This window comes from Sphingomonas sp. SP2 (assembly GCF_058313385.1).
This window is the reverse complement of record NZ_JBZFLD010000001.1, coordinates 1,346,607-1,366,134: the sequence shown is the minus strand read 5'-3', so window position 1 is coordinate 1,366,134 and position 19,528 is coordinate 1,346,607. Positions and strand designations below refer to the sequence as shown.

Annotated in this window: 20 protein-coding genes and 1 tRNA gene; 6 read left to right on the top strand and 15 right to left on the bottom strand. The window is 64.5% G+C overall.

Annotation, left to right across the window (positions count from 1 at the left end; translation table 11 throughout):
• The first annotated feature begins 79 nt into the window (after nt 1-79).
• Nucleotides 80-646, top strand: coding sequence for a helix-turn-helix domain-containing protein (locus tag AC4GYU_RS06990; protein ID WP_491086170.1), 567 nt, complete (start codon nt 80-82; stop codon nt 644-646).
• Nucleotides 647-655: 9 nt separating this feature from the next.
• Here the strand turns inward: AC4GYU_RS06990 and AC4GYU_RS06985 are convergent.
• Both AC4GYU_RS06985 and AC4GYU_RS06980 read right to left on the bottom strand, forming a co-directional pair.
• A tRNA-Val gene (locus AC4GYU_RS06985) sits at nt 656-731 on the bottom strand.
• A gap of 43 nt (nt 732-774) precedes the next feature.
• Complete coding sequence (locus tag AC4GYU_RS06980) at nt 775-1,692, bottom strand: hypothetical protein (protein ID WP_491086169.1); 918 nt, start codon at nt 1,690-1,692, stop codon at nt 775-777.
• A gap of 157 nt (nt 1,693-1,849) precedes the next feature.
• Here AC4GYU_RS06980 and AC4GYU_RS06975 point away from each other — a divergent pair, with 157 nt between their 5' ends.
• On the top strand, nt 1,850-2,098 hold the full coding sequence (locus AC4GYU_RS06975; protein WP_491086168.1) for a hypothetical protein: 249 nt from the start codon (nt 1,850-1,852) through the stop codon (nt 2,096-2,098).
• 3 nt (nt 2,099-2,101) lie between these two features.
• Here the strand turns inward: AC4GYU_RS06975 and cysQ are convergent, their stop codons facing one another.
• The 5 genes from cysQ to AC4GYU_RS06950 form a co-directional block, all read right to left on the bottom strand.
• Nucleotides 2,102-2,938 (bottom strand): 3'(2'),5'-bisphosphate nucleotidase CysQ, encoded by an 837-nt coding sequence (gene cysQ, locus AC4GYU_RS06970; RefSeq protein ID WP_491086167.1) that lies wholly within the window; start codon nt 2,936-2,938, stop codon nt 2,102-2,104.
• A complete protein-coding gene (locus AC4GYU_RS06965) occupies nt 2,898-3,677 on the bottom strand; it encodes an SDR family oxidoreductase (protein ID WP_491086166.1) in 780 nt (259 codons plus the stop codon). Before AC4GYU_RS06965 ends, cysQ begins: the two co-directional genes overlap by 41 nt.
• Before the next feature lie 92 nt (nt 3,678-3,769).
• On the bottom strand, nt 3,770-5,638 hold the full coding sequence (locus AC4GYU_RS06960) for an acetyl/propionyl/methylcrotonyl-CoA carboxylase subunit alpha (RefSeq protein WP_491086894.1): 1,869 nt from the start codon (nt 5,636-5,638) through the stop codon (nt 3,770-3,772).
• Nucleotides 5,635-6,621, bottom strand: coding sequence for a biotin synthase BioB (bioB, locus tag AC4GYU_RS06955; protein ID WP_491086165.1), 987 nt, complete (start codon nt 6,619-6,621; stop codon nt 5,635-5,637). Before bioB ends, AC4GYU_RS06960 begins: the two co-directional genes overlap by 4 nt.
• Nucleotides 6,622-6,628: 7 nt before the next feature.
• Nucleotides 6,629-8,227, bottom strand: coding sequence for a carboxyl transferase domain-containing protein (locus AC4GYU_RS06950; RefSeq protein WP_491086164.1), 1,599 nt, complete (start codon nt 8,225-8,227; stop codon nt 6,629-6,631).
• Nucleotides 8,228-8,355: 128 nt separating this feature from the next.
• On the opposite strand from AC4GYU_RS06950, the gene AC4GYU_RS06945 reads away from it, so the two are divergent.
• Nucleotides 8,356-10,440 (top strand): M13 family metallopeptidase, encoded by a 2,085-nt coding sequence (locus AC4GYU_RS06945; RefSeq protein ID WP_491086163.1) that lies wholly within the window; start codon nt 8,356-8,358, stop codon nt 10,438-10,440.
• Between the two features lie 40 nt (nt 10,441-10,480).
• Nucleotides 10,481-10,816: a DMT family protein gene (locus AC4GYU_RS06940; RefSeq protein ID WP_491086162.1), complete on the top strand. Its 336-nt coding sequence runs from the start codon at nt 10,481-10,483 to the stop codon at nt 10,814-10,816.
• A 10-nt stretch (nt 10,817-10,826) separates the two neighbouring features.
• On the opposite strand, the gene AC4GYU_RS06935 is transcribed toward AC4GYU_RS06940, so the two are convergent.
• Entirely contained in the window at nt 10,827-11,984 is a 1,158-nt protein-coding gene (locus AC4GYU_RS06935; RefSeq protein ID WP_491086161.1) for an isovaleryl-CoA dehydrogenase, read from the bottom strand.
• Between the two features lie 91 nt (nt 11,985-12,075).
• On the opposite strand from AC4GYU_RS06935, the gene AC4GYU_RS06930 reads away from it, so the two are divergent.
• On the top strand, nt 12,076-13,269 hold the full coding sequence (locus tag AC4GYU_RS06930) for an acetyl-CoA C-acyltransferase (protein ID WP_491086160.1): 1,194 nt from the start codon (nt 12,076-12,078) through the stop codon (nt 13,267-13,269).
• On the opposite strand, the gene AC4GYU_RS06925 is transcribed toward AC4GYU_RS06930, so the two are convergent.
• From AC4GYU_RS06925 to AC4GYU_RS06895, 7 genes are all read right to left on the bottom strand, one after another.
• Complete coding sequence (locus AC4GYU_RS06925) at nt 13,266-13,925, bottom strand: hypothetical protein (protein WP_491086159.1); 660 nt, start codon at nt 13,923-13,925, stop codon at nt 13,266-13,268. The genes AC4GYU_RS06930 and AC4GYU_RS06925 overlap by 4 nt on opposite strands.
• Nucleotides 13,922-14,128, bottom strand: coding sequence for a helix-turn-helix transcriptional regulator (locus AC4GYU_RS06920; protein WP_491086158.1), 207 nt, complete (start codon nt 14,126-14,128; stop codon nt 13,922-13,924). Before AC4GYU_RS06920 ends, AC4GYU_RS06925 begins: the two co-directional genes overlap by 4 nt.
• 50 nt (nt 14,129-14,178) lie before the next feature.
• Nucleotides 14,179-14,652 (bottom strand): SH3 domain-containing protein, encoded by a 474-nt coding sequence (locus tag AC4GYU_RS06915; RefSeq protein ID WP_491086157.1) that lies wholly within the window; start codon nt 14,650-14,652, stop codon nt 14,179-14,181.
• The gene (locus tag AC4GYU_RS06910; RefSeq protein ID WP_491086156.1) at nt 14,652-16,058 is read right to left on the bottom strand and encodes an NAD(P)H-dependent flavin oxidoreductase; all 1,407 of its coding nucleotides are present in this window, start codon (nt 16,056-16,058) and stop codon (nt 14,652-14,654) included. Before AC4GYU_RS06910 ends, AC4GYU_RS06915 begins: the two co-directional genes overlap by 1 nt.
• 113 nt (nt 16,059-16,171) lie before the next feature.
• Nucleotides 16,172-16,558 (bottom strand): hypothetical protein, encoded by a 387-nt coding sequence (locus AC4GYU_RS06905; protein ID WP_491086155.1) that lies wholly within the window; start codon nt 16,556-16,558, stop codon nt 16,172-16,174.
• An 81-nt stretch (nt 16,559-16,639) separates the two neighbouring features.
• Entirely contained in the window at nt 16,640-17,479 is an 840-nt protein-coding gene (gene nadC, locus AC4GYU_RS06900) for a carboxylating nicotinate-nucleotide diphosphorylase (protein ID WP_491086154.1), read from the bottom strand.
• Nucleotides 17,480-17,510: 31 nt separating this feature from the next.
• A complete protein-coding gene (locus AC4GYU_RS06895; protein ID WP_491086153.1) occupies nt 17,511-18,356 on the bottom strand; it encodes a metallophosphoesterase family protein in 846 nt (281 codons plus the stop codon).
• Nucleotides 18,357-18,435: 79 nt separating this feature from the next.
• Between AC4GYU_RS06895 and AC4GYU_RS06890 the strand changes: the two genes are divergently transcribed.
• A complete protein-coding gene (locus AC4GYU_RS06890) occupies nt 18,436-19,503 on the top strand; it encodes a phosphotransferase family protein (RefSeq protein WP_491086152.1) in 1,068 nt (355 codons plus the stop codon).
• Nucleotides 19,504-19,528 lie beyond the last annotated feature (25 nt).

Here is a 19,528-nt window from a genome sequence, read left to right as displayed (position 1 = left end):
AAGATTTTGGACGTCAGGGACTTGCCATATCGATGCACTTGTAGGACAGAAATAAAACCGCATCGGTTAGGAGGGCTAGATGATCACGCGAATTCGAGAAGTTCGAAAAGCCAAGCGCATGACGCTCGATGACGTCGCCAAGCGCTGCGATCCTCCGACGACGCCGCAGACAATCGGACGGCTTGAGACCGGAATGCGAACCGTTTCGGTCGGCTGGCTAAACCGGATTGCCGATGCCTTAGGTGTAGCGCCAACCGATCTGGTTGATCATCCGGCCAGAGAACAGCTCGAGGTCCTTGCGCAGATCGGCAGTGACAATGCCGTTGCTCCGAAGAAAGCCCAAGTCGTCCTTCCGCCCCGGCCTGCCCCCGGGCAGGTCGCCCTCACGGTCACGGGAAGCCTTGGCGATTACCGCCTCGGTGACGAAATCTGGTGCGACCGCCTCGGTCCGGAAGATTTCGGCAGGGCGATCAACCGCGACATCGTGGTGCCCCGGCCGGCCGGCCGGTTCGTCTTCGGGCGGCTGCTCGCCCGGGATGGCGGCAAACTCCATCTCCTGCCACATGGCAGCGGCACGCGGCAGATCGTCATCAACGATCCGCCCTATCTGGCCTTGCCAACGAAACTGGTGCGCCCACTGGGCTAGACGGAGGGATGGTGGGCGCTGACGGGTTCGAACCGCCGACCTACTCGGTGTAAACGAGCCGCTCTACCAGCTGAGCTAAGCGCCCCCGGACGCCCGATGGAGCCAAGACCGCCCACTGGCAAGCCCTCTCAGATTGCGGCCATCCCGACGTCCGCGAAATAATGCCGGAGCGACGCGCTCGTCGCCGGCGCCATCTCGATGAACACGCGTCGGCCGTCATGCGGGTCGTCGCGTCGGACCAGCAGCCCCCGCTCGGTCATCGACTTTATCCATCGTAGCGCGGTCGTCGCCGGCACCGCAGCCGCAATGCAGAGGCTCGAGACAGGCACGCGATGCTGCACGATTTCCGCCTGAAGAAGATCGAGCAGCATGTCCCATGCCGGGTCGGCGAAGAGATCGGCCGGCAGGAAATTCGACCGAAGCCGCCGCGCCCTGATCATGCCGCGCAAGGCTTCCGCCGATACGGTCGGAACGTCCGCCCTCGGCGGCGCCATGGTCGCGGGCGACAAGGGCGGCTGGTTGGTCGAGCTGCTCAGTCGCGACAACGTCGCTGCGATGCGGCTGACTTCCTCGCTCAATTGCCGAAGCTTGGCACTGCTGGCCTCCGTCGCGCCCTCACGCAGTCCCGAACCGAAGCGGCTGCCCGCTACCGAAAGGGCACCAAAACGCTCGGCCTCGTCCGCATCGACCAGGACCTCGGCGTCGGCTCCCCCGAGCCAGAGTAGGACCTCGTCGAGATGATCAAGCTTCGTAGATACGACCACGCCCGCTTGGCGGCGCGCGGCTTCAACGCCGATCCGTTCGAGTAGCCCCCGTCCCTGTGCATCGGGCGCTTCCTGAAACTCCACCCAGATTGCCGAGAGCGAAATCGCATGTCCGACGTCCTCGGCGGCTTCCTTCAGCGTAAGGATCGCGGACGAATGATGGTCGCTGCAGTCCACCGTCTGCCGGGCGCGCTCCCGGGCAGCCGGCGTGTCGCCAATCACGAGGACGGGCGGAAGTACCGGGGCCTGGTCGTAGGATAGTTGCGCAGAAGCTCGGGACATGAAGCCACCCCTAGGGAAACCGTCAACCGAGCGTGACAAGCCTACACTCTTCGCATTGGGATTGTCGCCGAAAAAATTGCTCCGCCTTCGAGGGAGCGCAAGGGCGCCGGAAAGCATTCAGAAGCCAAGGTGCATGTCGAGACACCGCGGAGCCTGCATGAAGGAATTTCGAAGCCAGTCGGACGACCGCCAGGAGGCCCTGGCCACGCTCCAGCACGCGCTGGAGCGAACGGTCCTACTGGCCCGTCACTTGTCGCGCGACCCGCTCATCGGCGGCGAAGTTCGCGGCCTGCTTACCCGGCTCGATTGCATCCAGGCGGAAGTCGATGTGATGACCGTGATCAGGGCGCAGGTCAGGGCCTCGGACAATGATGACGACACCGGCAATCACCGCCTCTGGCAGTGAAAACTAGTCGCGCAGATACACACCGACCGAAGGTGCTGCCCATCCACTGGTGGCGGTGAAGCCCGGATTGAGAAAACCACTCTTTCCATAGGCAAGGGGCCTCCCATCGGGCCCATCGACCCTTCCACCTGCTGCCACCAGCACTGCATGGCCTGCTGCCGTATCCCATTCACAGGTCGGCGACAGGCGAGGGTAAAAGTCCGCCCGACCTTCGGCCACGACGCAGAACTTCAGGCTCGATCCGACCGAGACGAGCTCGGCGCCAGCGGCATGCGCATCGAGATAGGCTTGCGTCTCGGGATTATAATGCGACTTCGACGCGACCACGCGCATCGGTTCGTGACGACGCTCGTAAACGGCAATGGAGCGGCGCGCGCCTCGCTCCTCGACGAAGGCCCCTTCTTCGCAGATGCCACCGAAAAGGCGCCCCTGCTCGGGCGCAAGCACCAGCCCAAGCAGCGGTGCTTCCCGCGATACGAGGCCGATATTCACCGTATAATCGTCGCCGCCGCGGACAAATTCTTTCGTCCCATCAAGCGGATCGACGAGGAAGAAAAAGTCGCCGACGTCCGGGCAGCGCCCGGCCGCAACTTCTTCCTCCGCCACGACCGGAATGGTGGGCGCGGCTTCCGACAATGCGCGCAGCAAAATGGCCTCGGCCGCATGATCGGCTTCGGTGACTGGAGACTGATCCCCCTTCAATTGATGGACAAAGCCCCTCCTGCGGACTTCTCGAATGGCTTCCCCCGCCTCCCAGCAGGCAGGAACAAGCTGTTCGAGAAGAAACCGCAGATCCACCTTACTTCGGAGCCATGCGGATGCCGCCGTCGAGCCGGACATGCTCTGCGTTTAGATAGCCGCTCTCGACCATGAAGACTGCAAGCTTGGCATATTCCGCCGGCTGGCCGAGGCGCTTGGGAAATGGGACCTGGGCAGCCAGCGCATCCTGAACATTTTGCGGCATCATCGCGACCATCGGGGTCTTGAAGACGCCCGGCAGGATCGTGTTGACGCGAACGCCCTCGTTCATCAGGTCGCGGGCGATCGGGAGCGTCATCGCAAGGACACCGCCCTTCGAGGCCGAATAAGCGGCCTGACCGATCTGCCCGTCCTCGGCGGCGACCGACGCGGTGTTGATGATGACGCCCTTCTCGCCGTCTTCGAGCGGCTCCGCATCCACCATTCCGGCCGCCGAATGCGCAATGCAGCGGAACGTGCCGATGAGGTTGATCCCAATCACCAATTCAAACTGGTGCAGCGGATACTTTTTCACTTCCTTTGTTTCGCGGTCCCGACCCACGGTCTTCACGGCATTCGCGACACCGGCGCAATTGATGAGCACGCGCTCCTGCCCCTGCGCTTCCCGGGCCTTGGCGAAGGCCGCAGCGACCGCGTCATCGCTCGTCACGTCGCATTCGCAGAAAATGCCGCCGATCTCGCTCGCGACCTTCTGGCCCTGCTCTTCATTGCGGTCGAAGATGGCGACGCGGGCCCCCTTCTCCGCCAGCGCGCGCGCCGTCGCTTCACCCAGCCCCGACGCACCACCCGTCACAACCGCGGCGACACCATTGATCTGCATCTGCTTAACCTCCCTGCCGTGCCCTGCATCCGGGGCACCATTAATTTAGTCATCGCCGCTAGAGCCTCCGAACCAGTCGGATCAAGTCGGCGTTAGGCCGCAGCCGCGTCCACCCTCGCAAGCACGGCTTCGACCTGCACCTGGCTTCCGGCGGCGACATTCAGTTCGCCGACGACACCGTCGAAGGGCGCAACGATGGCATGCTCCATCTTCATCGCCTCGAGCGTGAGGAGGCGCTGTCCCTTCGCGACCTGGTCCCCGGCGGCCACGTCGACGCTCGTGACCTTGCCCGGCATCGGCGCCACGAGCGAACCATCGCTGAGTGCACCACCGACCTTGCCACGTGCGGCGAAGCTGAATTCGTAGGCCTGGCCTTCGAAGAAGACGACCACGCGCTTGTCGTCCCGAAAACCCGACACAGGGCCAAGATCGCTGTCGTCCGACAGCGTGACCCGCCGTCGTTCCTGGCCATGGCTGAGGGTGACCGAGGGCGACGGTGGCGCATTGAGCCGGAACCCGCTGAGGGGATTTGCCTCGCCCTCTTCATCGGCAAGTGCAATCGCAGCGGCGGCTTGCCACAAGGCGTCATCGGCCAGCGACGGCGGAACGAGTGTGTCGGACTTGCGAGCGATGAAACCCGTATCGACATCGCCCTCGCCAAACTCGTCATCGAGCAGGCAATTGAAGAGGAAAGCCGCGTTCGTCCGTACTGGCCAGACCTCGACCTCATCGAGGATCGTCGCCAGCGCGCCAACGGCTTCGTCCCGGCTGTCCCCGTGCGCAACAAGCTTGGCAATCATCGGATCGTAGAAAGGCGAGATTTCATCGCCCTCTTCGACCCCGGTCTCGATGCGGCCCTCATCCCCGAGATCGAAATGCTCGAGTAAGCCCGTCGACGGCAGGAACCCGCTCGCGGGGTCTTCGGCATAGAGCCGCGCCTCGATCGCATGCCCATGGATCGAAAGTTCGTCCTGCTGGCGCGGCAGTCGTTCGCCCGCGGCGACCCTGAGCTGCCACTCTACAAGATCCTGCCCGGTAATTTCTTCGGTCACCGGGTGCTCGACCTGTAGGCGGGTGTTCATCTCCATGAACCAGATGCGGTCGGCGCGAAGTCCCTCGCTCGCATCGGCGATGAACTCAATGGTGCCCGCGCCCTCGTAATCGACGGCTTTCGCCGCCCGAACAGCGGACGAGCAGACCGCCTCGCGCGTCGCCTCGTCCATGCCAGGGGCCGGCGCTTCCTCGATCACCTTCTGGTGCCGGCGCTGCAGCGAACAGTCGCGTTCGAACAGGTGCACGACGTCGCCGTGACTGTCGCCGAACACCTGCACTTCGATATGCCGCGGGGAGCGGATGTACCGTTCGAGCAGGACGACGGCATTGCCGAAGCTCGACTCCGCTTCCCGCTGGCAGCTGGCAAGTGCATCGGCAAAGTCCTCCGCTCGCTCCACGAGCCTCATCCCCTTGCCGCCGCCCCCGGCCACTGCCTTGATGAGAATCGGGTAACCGATGCCGTCGGCCTCTGCCTGCAAGCGCGCCAGCGACTGGTCATCGCCGAGATAGCCTGGAGTAACCGGGACACCTGCCTCGGACATCAGCCGCTTGGCCGCATCCTTAAGGCCCATGGCGCGAATGCTGGCAGGCTTCGGCCCGACCCAGATCAGCCCGGCATCGATGACCGCCTGCGCGAAATCGGCATTCTCGCTGAGGAAGCCGTAACCGGGGTGAATGGCTTCAGCGCCCGTTTCCTTCGCGGCGGCAATGATCCGCTCGCCAACGAGATAGCTCTCGCGCGCAGGGCTCGGACCGATATGCACTGCCTCATCGGCCGTTCGCACGTGCAGCGCCGTTGCATCGGCGTCCGAAAAAACGGCGATGGTGCGAATGCCCAGCCGCTGCGCGGTCCGCATGATCCGGCAAGCGATCTCACCGCGATTGGCGATGAGCAATGATTGCATCATTCGGCAGCCTCCAGAACACGCATGGGCTCCTCGCCCTGCATCGGCGTAAGCCCGAGCTTCGTCAGCAACGCGGCATCGCGATCCTCGCCGGCGTTGCTCGTCGTGAGCAATTTGTCGCCCGTAAAGATGCTGTTCGCGCCCGCGAAGAAGCACAGCGCCTGCGTCGCCTCGCTCATGCTCTCGCGACCCGCGGACAGACGCACCATCGAACGCGGCATGGTGATCCGCGCCACCGCCACGGTGCGCACGAACTCGATGTCGTCGATCAGCCGCTCGCCCGCATACATGTCGCCAAGTACCGTCCCCTTGACCGGTACGAGCGCATTGATCGGGACACTCTCAGGATGCCTCGGCAGCGTCGCCAGCGAATGGAGGAAGCCGACGCGATCCTCACGCCGTTCGCCCATGCCGACGATACCTCCGCAGCATACGCTGATTCCCGCCTTCCGCACTTCCTCCAGCGTATCTAGCCGCTCACCGAAACTACGGGTCGAGATGATCTCGCCGTAATGTTCGGGCGACGTGTCGATGTTGTGATTGTAATAATCGAGCCCGGCGTTGCTCAGCGCCCGCGCCTGTTCGCCGGTCAGCATGCCCAACGTCATACAGGTCTCGAGCCCCATGGCCTTCACCCCGGCCACCATCGAGCAGACCGCAGCCATGTCGCGATCCTTTGGGCTCCGCCAGGCAGCGCCCATGCAGAAACGCTGCGATCCCGCCGCCTTGGCCTCGGCCGCCGCTGCGAGTACCGCATCGACGTCCATCAGCTTCTCGGCCCTGAGCCCGGACTTTGCGTGCGCCGATTGCGAGCAATAGCCGCAATCCTCGGGGCAGCCGCCGGTCTTGATCGACAGCAACGTGCAGAGTTGCACCTCACCCGCCGCGTGGTTCGCCCGGTGCGTTTCGGCAGCACGAAACAGAAGCTCGGTGAAGGGCAGATCGAAAAGCTGCGCGATCTCCGCGCGGGTCCAGTCGGTACGCATGATCTCTTTACATCCGGAAGATGCCGAACTGCGGTCGTTCGGGAATGGGAGCATTGAGCGAGGCGGCAAGCGCAAGGCCGAGGACGTCGCGGGTCTGGACCGGATCGATGATCCCATCGTCCCAAAGACGCGCGGTCGCGTGCCAAGGCGACCCCTGCGCTTCATAATCGTCGCGGATCGGCTGCTTGAAGGCTTCGGCCTCTTCCGGCGACCACTTCTCGGCGTCGCGGTGGACGGTCGCCAGCACGCTCGCAGCCTGCTCGCCGCCCATGACGCTGATCCGGCTGTTGGGCCAGCTGAAAAGGAAGCGAGGCGAATAAGCCCGGCCGCACATGCCGTAATTGCCGGCGCCGAAGCTGCCGCCGATCAGGACAGTGACCTTCGGAACCTGCGCGGTCGCGACCGCCGTCACCAGCTTGGCTCCGTGCTTCGCAATTCCTTCGGCTTCATATTTGCCGCCGACCATGAAGCCCGAGATGTTCTGAAGGAAAAGCAGCGGCACCCGGCGCTGGCAGGCCAGCTCGATGAAATGCGCGCCCTTGACCGCGCTCTCGCTGAACAGAACCCCATTGTTGGCGAGGATCGCGACGGGCATTCCGTGAATGTGGGCAAAGCCGCACACCAGCGAGGTGCCGTAGAGCGGCTTGAACTGGTGGAATTCGCTAGCGTCGACGATCCGCGCGATGACCTCGTGAACGTCGTAGGGCGCGCGGACGTCCTCGGGAATGATCGAATAGAGCTCCTCGGCGCTGAAGGCAGGCTCCTGAACTTCGCTCACCTCGAATGCGCCAGTCTGCTCGGGGAGCGTCGAGACAATGTCGCGGACGATCGACAAGGCATGTTCGTCATTCTCGGCGAGATGATCGACCACGCCCGACTTGCGCGCATGGAGATCGCCGCCACCAAGATCCTCGGCACTGATCACCTCGCCCGTCGCGGCCTTCACCAGCGGCGGCCCGGCGAGGAAGATGGTGCCCTGATTGCGGACGATGACGCTTTCATCGCTCATCGCCGGGACATAGGCACCGCCCGCGGTGCAGCTGCCCATCACGCATGCGATCTGGGGAATGCCGAGTGCACTCATGTTGGCCTGGTTGAAGAAGATCCGGCCGAAATGATCGCGATCGGGGAACACCTCGGCCTGATGCGGCAGGTTGGCCCCACCCGAATCCACCAGGTAGATGCACGGCAGCCGGTTCGCCTCGGCAATCTCCTGCGCCCGCAGATGCTTTTTCACGGTCAGCGGATAATAGGTCCCGCCCTTCACCGTCGCATCATTGCAGACGATCATCACCTGCCGCCCCGACACACGTCCGATGCCGCAGATCATGCCCGCGCCGGGCACTTCTCCGTCGTAGAGGTCGAAAGCGGCGAGCTGCCCGATCTCGAGGAAAGGCGAGCCCGGGTCGAGCAATCGCTCGACGCGCTCGCGCGGGAGCAGCTTGCCGCGGCTGACATGCCGCTCGCGGCTCTTTTCCGACCCGCCAAGCGCCGCCTTCGCGACGTCCGCCCGAAGCTTTTCGGCCAGCTTGCGATTGTGCTCCGAACGGGCGCGAGACTCCGCGCTGTCCAGATTGATCTTCGTATCGATGCGCGGCGCGCTCATGTCGTCTGGCTCTGACCTACGTTCGTCGAACAAGGGTGGGTGTTCGCGCCTAGCGGGGCGCGGACGGCTTGCAAAGGCGGAGGCTTGGGCGCAGCCAAACCTCCTGATCGCCAAATGAGGGTGCCTGCATGATCCGTACTCGTCTTCTCCTTGCCGCTTCCGTTCTCGCCCTTCCGCTCGGCCTTGCCGCCTGCGGCAAGGGGCCGGACCAGACCGCCGTCCAGCCCGCCAGCGGCAACGGCCTCGGCATCGTTCCGGCTGCGATGGACAAGAGCGTCGCACCGGGTGACGACTTCTACGCCTTCGCCAACGGCGGCTGGATGAAATCGACCGAGATCCCGGCCGACAGGTCGAGCGTTGGCGCCTTCTTCACCGCCGACCAAGTGCGCGAGAAGAACACGCGCGAGCTGTTCGATTCGATCCTCAAGAGCAGCCCCGGCGCCGATACGAACGAAGGCCGGATCGCCAACTACTACAATGCCTATCTCAACACCGACGCGATCGACCGCGCGGGCCTCACGCCGGCTAAGGCGGACCTCGACGCCATCGCCGCCATTGCCGACAAGAAGGCACTTGCTTCGGCCATCGGCGGGACGATCCGCGCCGACGTCGACCCGCTGAATGCGACCAACTTCCAGACCGACAATCTCTTCGGAATTTTCGTCACGCAGGGTCTGAACACGCCCGGCGAAACCCTGCCTTATCTCCTTCAGGGCGGCATCGGCCTGCCCGAGCGCGAATATTATCTGGCGGCCGATCCCAAGATGGCCGGCATCCGCGACAAGTATAAGAACTATGTGCAGACGATTATGCGGGCGGCCGGAAGCGCAGACGCGGCCGGTGCCGCCCAGCGCATCCTCGCGCTTGAAACCAAGATTGCGCAGGCACATGCCAGCCGTGAGGAAAGCGAAGACTTCAGCAGGGCCGCCAAGGTCTGGACTCGTGCCGAGCTCGAGAGGAATGCGCCCGGCCTCGATTGGGCGGCGCTCCTCGACGCCGCCCAGCTTGGCAGCACGCCCAAGTTCCAGGCCTATCATTCGACCGCTATCCCGCGGCTGGCCGCACTGGTCGGATCCGAACCCCTCGACAGCTGGAAGGAATGGCTCGCCTTCCACACGCTGAACCAGCAGGCGAATGTCCTTCCCCAGGCGATCCGCGACGCCAGCTTCGCCTTCAACGGAACTGCCCTTCAGGGCACTCCGCAGCAGCGCCCGCGCGACGTGCTCGCTCTTAACGCCACCAGCAACGCGCTTCAGGATGCGGTCGGCAAGGCGTATGTCGACAAATACTTCCCGGCCTCGGCAAAGGCCGAAGTCCAGCAGATGGTCGATCGTATCAAGGCCGCGTTCGCCAAGCGCGTGCAGGCCCTCGATTGGATGGCGCCCTCGACCAAGGAAGAGGCGCTGAAGAAGGTCAATTCGATCGTTGTCGGCGTCGGCTATCCGGACAATTGGCGCGACTATTCGGGCCTCAGCATCACCGCCGACAATGCCTATGCCAACCAGAAGGCTGCCTCGCTCGCCGAATATCGCCACCAGATCGCGAAGATCGGCAAGCCCATGGATCGCGCGGAATGGTGGATGCCGCCGCAGCTGGTGAACGCCGTCAACCTGCCCGTGCAGAATGCGCTCAACTTCCCGGCAGCGATCCTTGTCCGGCCCTTCTTCGATCCCAAGGCCGATGCCGCCTATAACTATGGCGCGATCGGAAGCGTCATTGGGCACGAGATCAGCCACAGCTTCGACAACAATGGCGCGCTGTTCGACTCGACCGGCGCTCTCCGCAACTGGTGGACCCCGGCCGACTTCAGCCGCTTCCAGCAGGCCGGCGCCGCGCTGGCGAAGCAGTATGATGCCTACGAACCGCTTCCGGGCCTCCATGTGAACGGCAAGCTGACGCTCGGCGAGAACATCGCCGACGTCGCCGGCCTCGCCGCAGCCTATCAGGCCTATCAGGACAGCCTCGGCGGCAAGCCCGCCCCGACCATCGAGGGCTTCACGGGCGACCAGCGCTTCTTCATCGCTTATTCGCAGGCCTGGGCCACCAAGATGCGCGAGGAGAGTTTGCGCGGCCGGATTGCCACCGACGGTCACGCCCCTGGTCAGTATCGCGCGCTCACCGTCCGCAACCTCGATCCCTGGTATAGCGCCTTCGACGTCAAGGCGGGGCAGAAGCTGTATCTCAAGCCCGAGGAACGCGTGAAGGTCTGGTAAGGCAATCGCCGTGTAAGAGCAGATGAGCTAGCAGGGCGTCATGCCCACGATCCTGCTGCTCATCTGCTCCAACCTTTTCATGACCATCGCCTGGTACTGGCACCTCAAGGGCGGCATGAACAAACCCATCATGCTGGTCATCCTGATCAGCTGGGGGATCGCGCTCGTCGAATATTGCTTTGCCGTACCCGCCAACCGGGTCGGCTACGCCAGCGGCTGGTCGGGGGCGCAGCTCAAGATCGCGCAGGAAGCGATCACGCTGATCATCTTCGCGGGCTTCATGGTGACGGTGCTCGGCGAGCCCCTCCACTGGCGCCACGCCGCCGCCTTCGCCTGCGTCATGGCCGGCGTCGGCTTCCTCTTCGTCGGCAGGTGAAGATCGGGGCCTAGGCCCCGATCAGCTCGCGTCCGATGAGCATGCGGCGGATCTCGTTGGTGCCCGCGCCGATGTCGAGGAGCTTGGCGTCGCGCATGAAGCGCTCGACCGGCCAATCCTTGGTGTAGCCCGCGCCGCCAAGCGCCTGGACGGCTTCGCCCGCCACCTTGAACGCGCTCTCGCTCGCCAGCAGGATCGCGCCGGCGGCGTCGAAGCGGGTGGTCTTGCCCGCGTCGCAGGCCTTGGCGACCTGGTAGACATAGGCGCGCGCCGAATTCAGCGCGACATACATGTCGGCGACCTTGGCCTGGATCAGCTGCTGCGACCCGATCGGCTTGCCGAACTGCTTGCGTTCACGGACGTAGGGCAGGACGACATCGAGGCACGCCTGCATGATGCCGAGCTGGATGCCCGCGAGAACCGCCCGCTCATAGTCGAGCCCACTCATCAGGACGGCCACACCGCCATTCTCGGGACCCATGATATTCTCGGCGGGGACGAAGCAGTCGTCGAAGACGAGTTCGGCCGTCGGCGAACCGCGCATGCCGACCTTGTCGATCTTCTGTCCGATCGAAAAACCTTCCATGTCCTTTTCGACGAGGAAGGCCGTGATCCCGCGGCTGCCGGCGTCAGGGGCGGTCTTCGCATAGACCACCAAAGTGTCCGCATAAGCGGCGTTGGTGATCCAGAATTTGGTGCCGTTCAGCCGATAGCCGTTGCCACTCTTCTCGGCCTTGAGCTTCATCGACACGACGTCGGAGCCCGCGCCCGCCTCGCTCATCGCCAGCGCGCCGACATGCTCGCCACTGATCAGCTTGGGCAGATACTTCCGCTTCTGCTCGTCATTACCCCAACGGCGAACCTGGTTGATGCAGAGGTTGGAATGCGCGCCATAGCTAAGACCGACCGAAGCCGAGGCCCGCGCCACTTCTTCCTGCGCGACCACATGCTCGAGGTAGCCAAGGCCGAGCCCGCCCCATTCCTCCTCGACGGTGATGCCATGGAGGCCGAGCGCGCCCATTTCGGGCCAGAGTTCGATGGGGAAGCGATCGTCGCGGTCGATTTCCGCCGCGATCGGCAAAATCCGGTCGGTCGCGAAACGCTGGGTGGAGTCGCGAATGGCGTCGGCCATTTCGCCGAGATCGAAGTCCAAGGTCGGTGCTGACATGGGGCTCGCGCTAGCAGAGGCGCCGAGGCTTGGACAAGGCGGGCTTCAGTCTTATGTGCAGTGCAACATCTTTTCTCACCGGAGCTGAACAATGGCTACTGCCCCGTCCAATGCGACTGTCATCCTCTCCTACGCCCGCACGCCCATGGGTGCGATGCAGGGGGCCCTGGCCGATGTCAGCGCGACCGACCTCGGCGCCACCGCTGTGAAGGCGGCGGTCGAGCGCGCCGGCGTGACTGGCGAGCAGATCGACCGCATCTACATGGGCTGCGTCCTTCCGGCCGGCCTCGGCCAGGCGCCGGCGCGTCAGGCGGCGATCAAGGCCGGGCTCCCGACCTCGGTTCAGGCGACCACGGTCAACAAGGTCTGCGGCTCGGGCATGCAGACGGTGATCATGGGCTCGGAAGCCATTGCCACCGGCAATGCCGACGTGATCGTCGCGGGCGGCATGGAGAGCATGACCAACGCGCCTTACCTACTCAAGAAGCACCGCTCGGGCGCGCGCATCGGCCACGACATGGCCTATGATCACATGTTCCTCGACGGGCTCGAGGACGCCTATGAGGAAGGCCGCGCGATGGGCACCTTCGCGCAGGACACCGCCAACGACTATCAGCTGACCCGCGAGTCGATGGACGAGTATGCGATCGAGAGCCTGACCCGCGCCAAGGCGGCCATCGACGGCGGCGGCTTTGCCGACGAGATCGTGCCGGTGACGGTAAAGAGCCGCGCGGGCGAGACGATCGTCGATACCGACGAGGCTCCCGGCCGTGGCCGTCCCGACAAGATCCCGCAGCTCAAGCCTGCCTTCGCAAAGGACGGGACGATCACCGCCGCGACCAGCTCCTCCATCTCGGACGGCGCCGCCGCTGTGGTGCTCACCCGCGAATCGCTGGCGCGCGGTAAGGGGCTGACCCCCCTCGCCCGGATCGTCGCCACCGCCGCGCATGCGCAGGCCCCGGCCGAATTCACGATCGCCCCCATCGGTGCGATCCACAAGGTCCTCGACAAGGCCGGCTGGAGCATCGGCGAGGTCGACCTGTTCGAGGTCAACGAAGCCTTCGCCTGCGTCGCCATGTTCGCGATGAAGGACCTCGGCATCGGCCACGACAAGATCAACGTCCACGGCGGCGCCACGGCGCTCGGTCACCCGATTGGCGCCAGCGGCACCCGCATCATCGTGACCCTGCTCAATGCGCTCAAACAGAAGGGCCTGAAGCGCGGGGTCGCCAGTCTTTGCATCGGCGGCGGCGAAGCCACCGCCGTCGCGGTCGAGCTCGTCTAGCGCGGCGTCAGCAGGCCTCGCCGTCCGACCGAGATAAAGACGGCGAGGAGATAGAGGGCGAAGAAGGCGGACAGAAGCTCGAGCGGCGCCAGCGGCGACGCGTAACCGAGTTGTGCGGCCGCCGACTTCGTCCCGACCACGGCGAGCAGAAGCAGAACGAGGGTGTTGCTCGCATCCTTGGACGCGAGCCGCATCATTTCGTCACCGACATTCCGATAGCGGATTGCCACGGCAATCAGGATCAGGGCAGACCCGGCCGCGAGGATGGCGGCCACCGGGGGCGAGAGGAGCCCAGGCTGGTCCGCGGTCGAGACCAGAGCCAATGACCCGAGGAAGATCGCGACCAGCACGAAGGTGATGAAGCCGATCACCAGCGCGACCTTCTGCTCGGCGATTTCGCCCTCGTCCTCGACATTGAGCGTCTTGGCACCAAACCTCGGCAACATGGTCCCAATGGCAACAAAGACGGCCATCAGCGCATAGACCAGGGCCGTCGCCAGCGCTGCCAGCCGCCCGCCATCTTCAAGCAGACCCTCGTGCCGCTCGAGCGCGGTCAGCATGGCGACCATTGCGGTCCCTCCGGCAATGCCTCCGATCAGCATCTGCAGAAGGGACTTTCGAACCTTGGCGTTCGACAGGCGCGGCATCGAGCTCATGCTTCGGGCTCCCAATGATCGATGAAAAGGAGATCGACCGACACCGCGAACAGCTTGGCCATTCGCAATGCCAGCGGGAGGCTCGGATCATATTTGTCGGTCTCGACCGCGTTGATCGTCTGCCGTGACACGCCGAGCCTGCGGGCAAGTTCGCCTTGCGACCAGCCGGAATGCTCACGCCAGTGCTTGACCCGATTCTCCATGAGAGTCGGGGTATGACAAGCATACTTTACAGTCAAGAACTCTTTACAGGCTAGTCGTCGACGACTTCGCCGGGAGCGACGCCCCACAGATCGGAGATACGCACGCTCCCCTGACGCTTGCCCATCTCGATATGGCACCAGCCGTCGTCGCAGTCGCTGATCCGCCCGACGACGCCGGGCTCGACCATGTAGCGGACCCGGCTCCCGTCGTCGGGGTTGGCATGGACGGGGCGCGGCGAATCCCCCTTGATGATCGCGGTCCGCCGATCGCTGAGCATGGTTCGCAGCATCCAGCCGCGCGCGCCTTCGCTGTCCTCGATCAAGCGCCAGTTCTCGTGACGCTTCAGCACCCGGACGGGAAGGTCGCGTCGCTTGTACAGCCAGATGCCGGGATAGGTCCGCGCCGGCCCCGTCCGCATCATCGCCTCGCCGCTTGCCAGGGAGGCCCAATAGGGCACTTCCTTGTCCTGCGCCGGCGCGGCCGTGGCCGCCGCCAGCAATGCGAGGGCGAGCAGCCGCTTCATCACGCCCCCGTCCGGATCCGATCGACGAGTTGCTTCACCGTGGGCACGAAGCCGTTCGAGTAGAAGGGATCGGTCTTGAAGCGGAAGGCCGCATGGCCAGCGAACATCAGATTCTCCTCGACCGGCCCGCCGTGGGCAATGTCCTGGAGGGTCTTCTGGATGCAGAAGCTGCGCGGATCGGCAAGGCGGCCAGTGCTGTTCTTCTCATTGTCGGCCCAGCTGGAGAAGCTGCACTGCGACAGGCAGCCCATGCAGTCCGCCTGATCCTTGCGGATGATCTTTTCTTCCTCGGGCGTGACGAACACCAGGGTGTCGTCCGGGGTCTTCATCGCCTGGGTGTAGCCGGCACCATACCACTCGCGGGCGTGCTGCAGGTCACCCTTGGTCACCCAATAGTTCTTCTTGGTCCCGATGCCGACGTCGAGTTCGAATGCATGATCGCCGATGCTCTCCTTGGTGAAAGCGATCTGGCGCTCGCTGCGCGCTTCGAGATTGCGCAGGAAGGGGTTGCGCACCGCCGACGAATAGAACCCAGTCGGGCTGAACTTGTGGAGCAGGACATCGCCCTCTTCGAGGGTCATCAGCCGCTGCTTCCACTCGACCGGGATCGGGCTCTCCTGCGTCAACAGCGGGCGCGTTCCGAACTGGAAGAGGATGCTCCCAAGCTCCGGGTTGCCGATCCAGTCTTCCCACTCATCGAGCCGCCACACGCCGCCCGCCATGACGATCGGCACATCGTCGCTGATCCCGCCCTCGCGCATCACGGCACGCAGTTCGGCGACGCGCGGATAGGGATCCTGAGGCGCGCGCGGGTCCTCGGCGTTGCTGAGGCCGTTGTGGCCGCCGGCGAGCCAGGGATCTTCGTAGACGACCGCCGAAAGAAGGTTCGCGACCTTGCTGTAGGCACGTTTCCAAAGCGCGCGGAAAGCGCGGCCCGAACTGACGATCGGAAGGTAGGAAACATTGTACTGCGCCGCGATCTCGCTGAGCTTGTAGGGCATGCCCGCGCCGCAGGTGACTCCCGCGACGAGGCCCTTGGTCCGCTCGAGTACGCCGTGGAGGACATGCTGCGCGCCGCCCATTTCCCACAGCACGTTGATGTTGATCGCACCCTTGCCGCTGGCGATGTCATAGGCCTTCTTGACCTGCGTCACCGCGCCGTCGATCGCATATTGGATCAATTCTTCGTGGCGCTCGCGGCGGGTCATCCCGCGGTAGACCTGCGGCACGATCCGGCCTTCGGGGTCGTAGCTGTCGGCATTGACCGCGCTGACCGTCCCGATCCCGCCGGCCGCCGCCCAGGCGCCCGAACTGGCGTGATTGGTCGCGCTGACACCCTTGCCGCCTTCTACCAGCGGCCAGACCTCGCGGCCCTGGTACATGATCGGCGACAGTCCCTTGAACACGGCGTGCAAACTCCTCTTCTCGGCAGCGCCTATAACGCCGCCTTTGCCAGCCCCAAACGAAAAAGGCCGCCGGACGATTGCCCGGCGGCCTCTTCTCGCGTCAGACCAGTCGCTTAGTAGCGATAGCCGTAACGGCTGTAGCGGTTGTCATAACCATTGTAGCGACGGCTCTTGCAGCTGTCCTTGTCGATCTTCCGACCGAGGAGGGCACCGACCGCACCACCGATGATGGCCCCGGTCGTGCCGCTGCCACCACGGCGGTTGCCGTAATAGTCGTAGCCGCCGCGACCCTTGCCGATCTGGTTCCCGAGGACTGCGCCGGCGACACCGCCAACGACGGTGCCGGTCGTGCCCGAGCAGCGGTTGCCATTGTAGCCATAATAGCCGCGGCCGCTGTAGCCGCCGTCATAGCCGGCACCCGGATAATATTGCGCGCTCGCGACGCCCGGAATGGCGACCAGCGAAGCGGCGGAGGCGGCAAAGAGGATCTTCTTGAACATGAGCAGGGCTCCTTTCGTTGGAGCCGTTCTGCACCCGCCCCGCTGACATCGCCCTGAATGGCGGCGTTCGGCTTCGTTCAGCTAGGTTAACGAGAAATCGAGGCCGATATCGACCGCCGGGGCGCTCTGCGTGATCCGCCCGACGGAGATGAAGTCGACTCCCGTCTCGGCGATCGCGCGGATGGTGTCGAGGTTGACGCCGCCCGATGCCTCGAGCGGCACCCGCCCGGCGACCAGCGCCACCGCTTCACGAAGCACCGGCGGCGGCATGTTGTCGAGAAGGAGGCGCTCCGCACCCGCCGCCAGCGCGGGTTCGATCTGTGCCACGCGGTCCACCTCGACTTGGATCTGCAGGCCCGAGTTCGCCGCCTTCGCCTTGGCGACAGCCGCCTCGACATTGCCATTCACCGCGACATGATTGTCCTTGATCAGCAGGCCGTCGTCGAGGCGCAGCCGATGATTGGTCGCGCCTCCCATCCTGGCCGCATATTTCTCGAGCAGCCGAAGGCCAGGCGTGGTCTTGCGCGTGTCGAGCAATACCGCCCCGGTGCCCTCGATGAGATCGACATAGCGCCGGGTCAGGGTCGCGATCCCCGACAGATGCTGAAGCGTGTTGAGCGCCGACCGTTCGGCGGTCAGCATCGCCCGCGCTTGTCCTTCGAGCCGCATCATGACCGTGCCCGCGGCGATCCGATCCCCGTCCTCACAGCGGCGGTCGATCTGCACATGGGGGTCGAGCTGCCGGAAGAAGGCTTCCGCAATCTCGATTCCCGCGACCACGATCTCCTCGCGGCAGTTCATCACTGCGACAAAGCGCGCATCTGCCGGAATGGTGCTCGTCGACGTGACGTCTCCACCCGTGCCGAGGTCCTCGGCCAAAGCGCGGTTCACGAAGTCTGCAAGGTCGAAGCCGTCGATCATGACGCGGCAATGGACCGGTCGCGACCGTGGCTCAAGCCTCTGCCGGATCCGCGACCACCTCCGCCTGGTTCCAACCACCATCGCGCTCGACGTAACGCGCCGGCTCGGCCGCCTCGAACTGCGTGCCGTTCCAGCGCTTCAGGCCGACCGCCACCTCATGCGGCGAGACCTCAAGGATGTTGAAGCTCTGCACTTCCTCACGAGTCCGGACCGACGTTGCAGTGCCCGCCTGCACGACCAGCGCCCCGCCCGCCCGCGTCACGAGGTCACGCGCATAATGGGTCGAGGCCCGATGGTTGTGCCCGGCAAGGAGGACATCGATGCCGAGGTCGTTCACCACGTCGAGCGCGAGCTCCTGCCGTCCGATTGCCTTGCCCAGGATGCCCTGGTCGTCGACCGGGAGCGCGAACAGCGGATGATGGGTGACGAGAACCTTCAGGTCTCCGCTCGACACGCTTTCGAAGTGCTCGCGCACGAAGTCGACCTGTTCGCGATTGATGCGACCATCCTTGATCGTCAACGATCGCGCCGTGTTCAGCCCGAGCACCGCGACACCGGACAGCTGATGCCAGGGGCAGAGCGTCCCATCGATATATTTCTTGTAGCGCGAAAGCGGCGAGAGGAAGCGACGCAGGACGTCGTAGAGCGGAATGTCGTGATTGCCCGGAACTGCGAGGACCTCGTGCCCGGCGTCGCGCATCCGCTCGAGAAACTTGCCCGCACGCTGATATTGCTCGGTCCGGGCGCGCTGGGTGAAATCCCCGCTGACGATCAGCAGGTCTGGCGCGGCCTGGTCGACTTCGCGCTCGACGGCCTCGACGATCGCCTCGTCATGCGCCCCGAAATGAAGGTCTGAAATCTGGATAAGCTTCGGCATGTCCCTCAAACCGTCGCATGCGCCAACAAGTTGCGCGACCTGCCTTGCCACTCGCTTCGCGCCAGCCGATGAACGACCGATGGATCGCACTTCCGCCAACACCGGTACCCGTGATGTTTCGGAGCGCCTGCGCTTCGACGAGCAGGCCCTCGCCGACTGGATGGCGACGAACGTCGAGGGCTTCACGGGCCCCCTCACGGTCAGTCAGTTCAAGGGCGGGCAGTCGAACCCGACCTACAAGCTCGACACGCCGTCGGGCTCCTACGTGCTGCGCCGCAAACCCCCGGGCAAGACGCTGCCCGGCGCCCATGCCGTCGATCGCGAATATCGTGTCATGGCGGCGCTCGGCGGCGAAGGCTTTCCCGTGCCCCGCGTCCACGGCCTGTGCGAAGACGAAAGCGTCATCGGCACCGCCTTCTTCCTCATGGACATGGTCCCGGGACGGATCGTCTGGGAAGCGCATTTTCCTGGCCTCGAACCGTCCGACCGCGCCGCGCACTTCGACGCGATGAACGCCACCATCGCCGCGCTTCACGGCTTTGATCCTGTTGCCATCGGCCTCGCCGATTATGGCCGCGCCGGCGGCTTCGTCGAGCGCCAAGTGGCCCGCTGGTCCAAACAATATCTTTCCGACACCGACGCCGGGCGTGTCGACCACATGGACCTGCTGGTCGACTGGCTTCAGAAGCATCTTCCCGCGGACAGCGGCGACAGCCGGATCGTCCATGGCGACTATCGCTGCGACAACATGATCTTCGATGCCGAACGCCCGGCGGTAAAGGCTGTGCTCGATTGGGAATTGTCGACTCTAGGCGATCCCGAAAGCGACTTCGTCTACCATTGCATGATGTACCGCATGCCCGCCGGCATCTTCACCGGCCTCGCCGGACTCGATCTTCCCTCGCTCGGTATTCCGTCGGAAGAAGAATATGTGGCGGCCTACTGTCGCCGCACCGGTCGAAGCGGCATTCCCGCCTTCGACTATCTGATGGTCTTCAACTTCTTCCGCCTCGCCGCGATCATCCATGGCATCAAGGGTCGGCTTGCCCGGGGCAATGCGTCCAGCGCCCATGCCGCCGAAAGCGCAAAGGCGCTGGAGCCGCTTGCCGCTTTGGCCTGGAAGCAGGCCGAGAAAGCCCGCCTTTAGAAGCGGCAATGCCGCCCCGGCCCCG

Excerpts from the sequence above, each read along its gene's own strand:
- AC4GYU_RS06935 (WP_491086161.1), bottom strand. The coding sequence starts at position 11,984 with ATGTCAGCACCGACCTTGGACTTCGATCTCGGCGAAATGGCCGACGCC.
- bioB (WP_491086165.1), bottom strand. The coding sequence starts at position 6,621 with ATGCGTACCGACTGGACCCGCGCGGAGATCGCGCAGCTTTTCGATCTG.
- AC4GYU_RS06930 (WP_491086160.1), top strand. The coding sequence starts at position 12,076 with ATGGCTACTGCCCCGTCCAATGCGACTGTCATCCTCTCCTACGCCCGC.
- AC4GYU_RS06950 (WP_491086164.1), bottom strand. The coding sequence starts at position 8,227 with ATGAGCGCGCCGCGCATCGATACGAAGATCAATCTGGACAGCGCGGAG.
- AC4GYU_RS06920 (WP_491086158.1), bottom strand. The coding sequence starts at position 14,128 with ATGGAGAATCGGGTCAAGCACTGGCGTGAGCATTCCGGCTGGTCGCAA.
- AC4GYU_RS06890 (WP_491086152.1), top strand. The coding sequence starts at position 18,436 with ATGGATCGCACTTCCGCCAACACCGGTACCCGTGATGTTTCGGAGCGC.
- AC4GYU_RS06965 (WP_491086166.1), bottom strand. The coding sequence starts at position 3,677 with ATGCAGATCAATGGTGTCGCCGCGGTTGTGACGGGTGGTGCGTCGGGG.
- AC4GYU_RS06960 (WP_491086894.1), bottom strand. The coding sequence starts at position 5,638 with ATGATGCAATCATTGCTCATCGCCAATCGCGGTGAGATCGCTTGCCGG.
- AC4GYU_RS06945 (WP_491086163.1), top strand. The coding sequence starts at position 8,356 with ATGATCCGTACTCGTCTTCTCCTTGCCGCTTCCGTTCTCGCCCTTCCG.
- nadC (WP_491086154.1), bottom strand. The coding sequence starts at position 17,479 with ATGATCGACGGCTTCGACCTTGCAGACTTCGTGAACCGCGCTTTGGCC.
- AC4GYU_RS06990 (WP_491086170.1), top strand. The coding sequence starts at position 80 with ATGATCACGCGAATTCGAGAAGTTCGAAAAGCCAAGCGCATGACGCTC.
- AC4GYU_RS06915 (WP_491086157.1), bottom strand. The coding sequence starts at position 14,652 with ATGAAGCGGCTGCTCGCCCTCGCATTGCTGGCGGCGGCCACGGCCGCG.
- AC4GYU_RS06895 (WP_491086153.1), bottom strand. The coding sequence starts at position 18,356 with ATGCCGAAGCTTATCCAGATTTCAGACCTTCATTTCGGGGCGCATGAC.
- AC4GYU_RS06980 (WP_491086169.1), bottom strand. The coding sequence starts at position 1,692 with ATGTCCCGAGCTTCTGCGCAACTATCCTACGACCAGGCCCCGGTACTT.
- AC4GYU_RS06940 (WP_491086162.1), top strand. The coding sequence starts at position 10,481 with ATGCCCACGATCCTGCTGCTCATCTGCTCCAACCTTTTCATGACCATC.
- AC4GYU_RS06905 (WP_491086155.1), bottom strand. The coding sequence starts at position 16,558 with ATGTTCAAGAAGATCCTCTTTGCCGCCTCCGCCGCTTCGCTGGTCGCC.
- AC4GYU_RS06925 (WP_491086159.1), bottom strand. The coding sequence starts at position 13,925 with ATGAGCTCGATGCCGCGCCTGTCGAACGCCAAGGTTCGAAAGTCCCTT.
- cysQ (WP_491086167.1), bottom strand. The coding sequence starts at position 2,938 with ATGTCCGGCTCGACGGCGGCATCCGCATGGCTCCGAAGTAAGGTGGAT.
- AC4GYU_RS06975 (WP_491086168.1), top strand. The coding sequence starts at position 1,850 with ATGAAGGAATTTCGAAGCCAGTCGGACGACCGCCAGGAGGCCCTGGCC.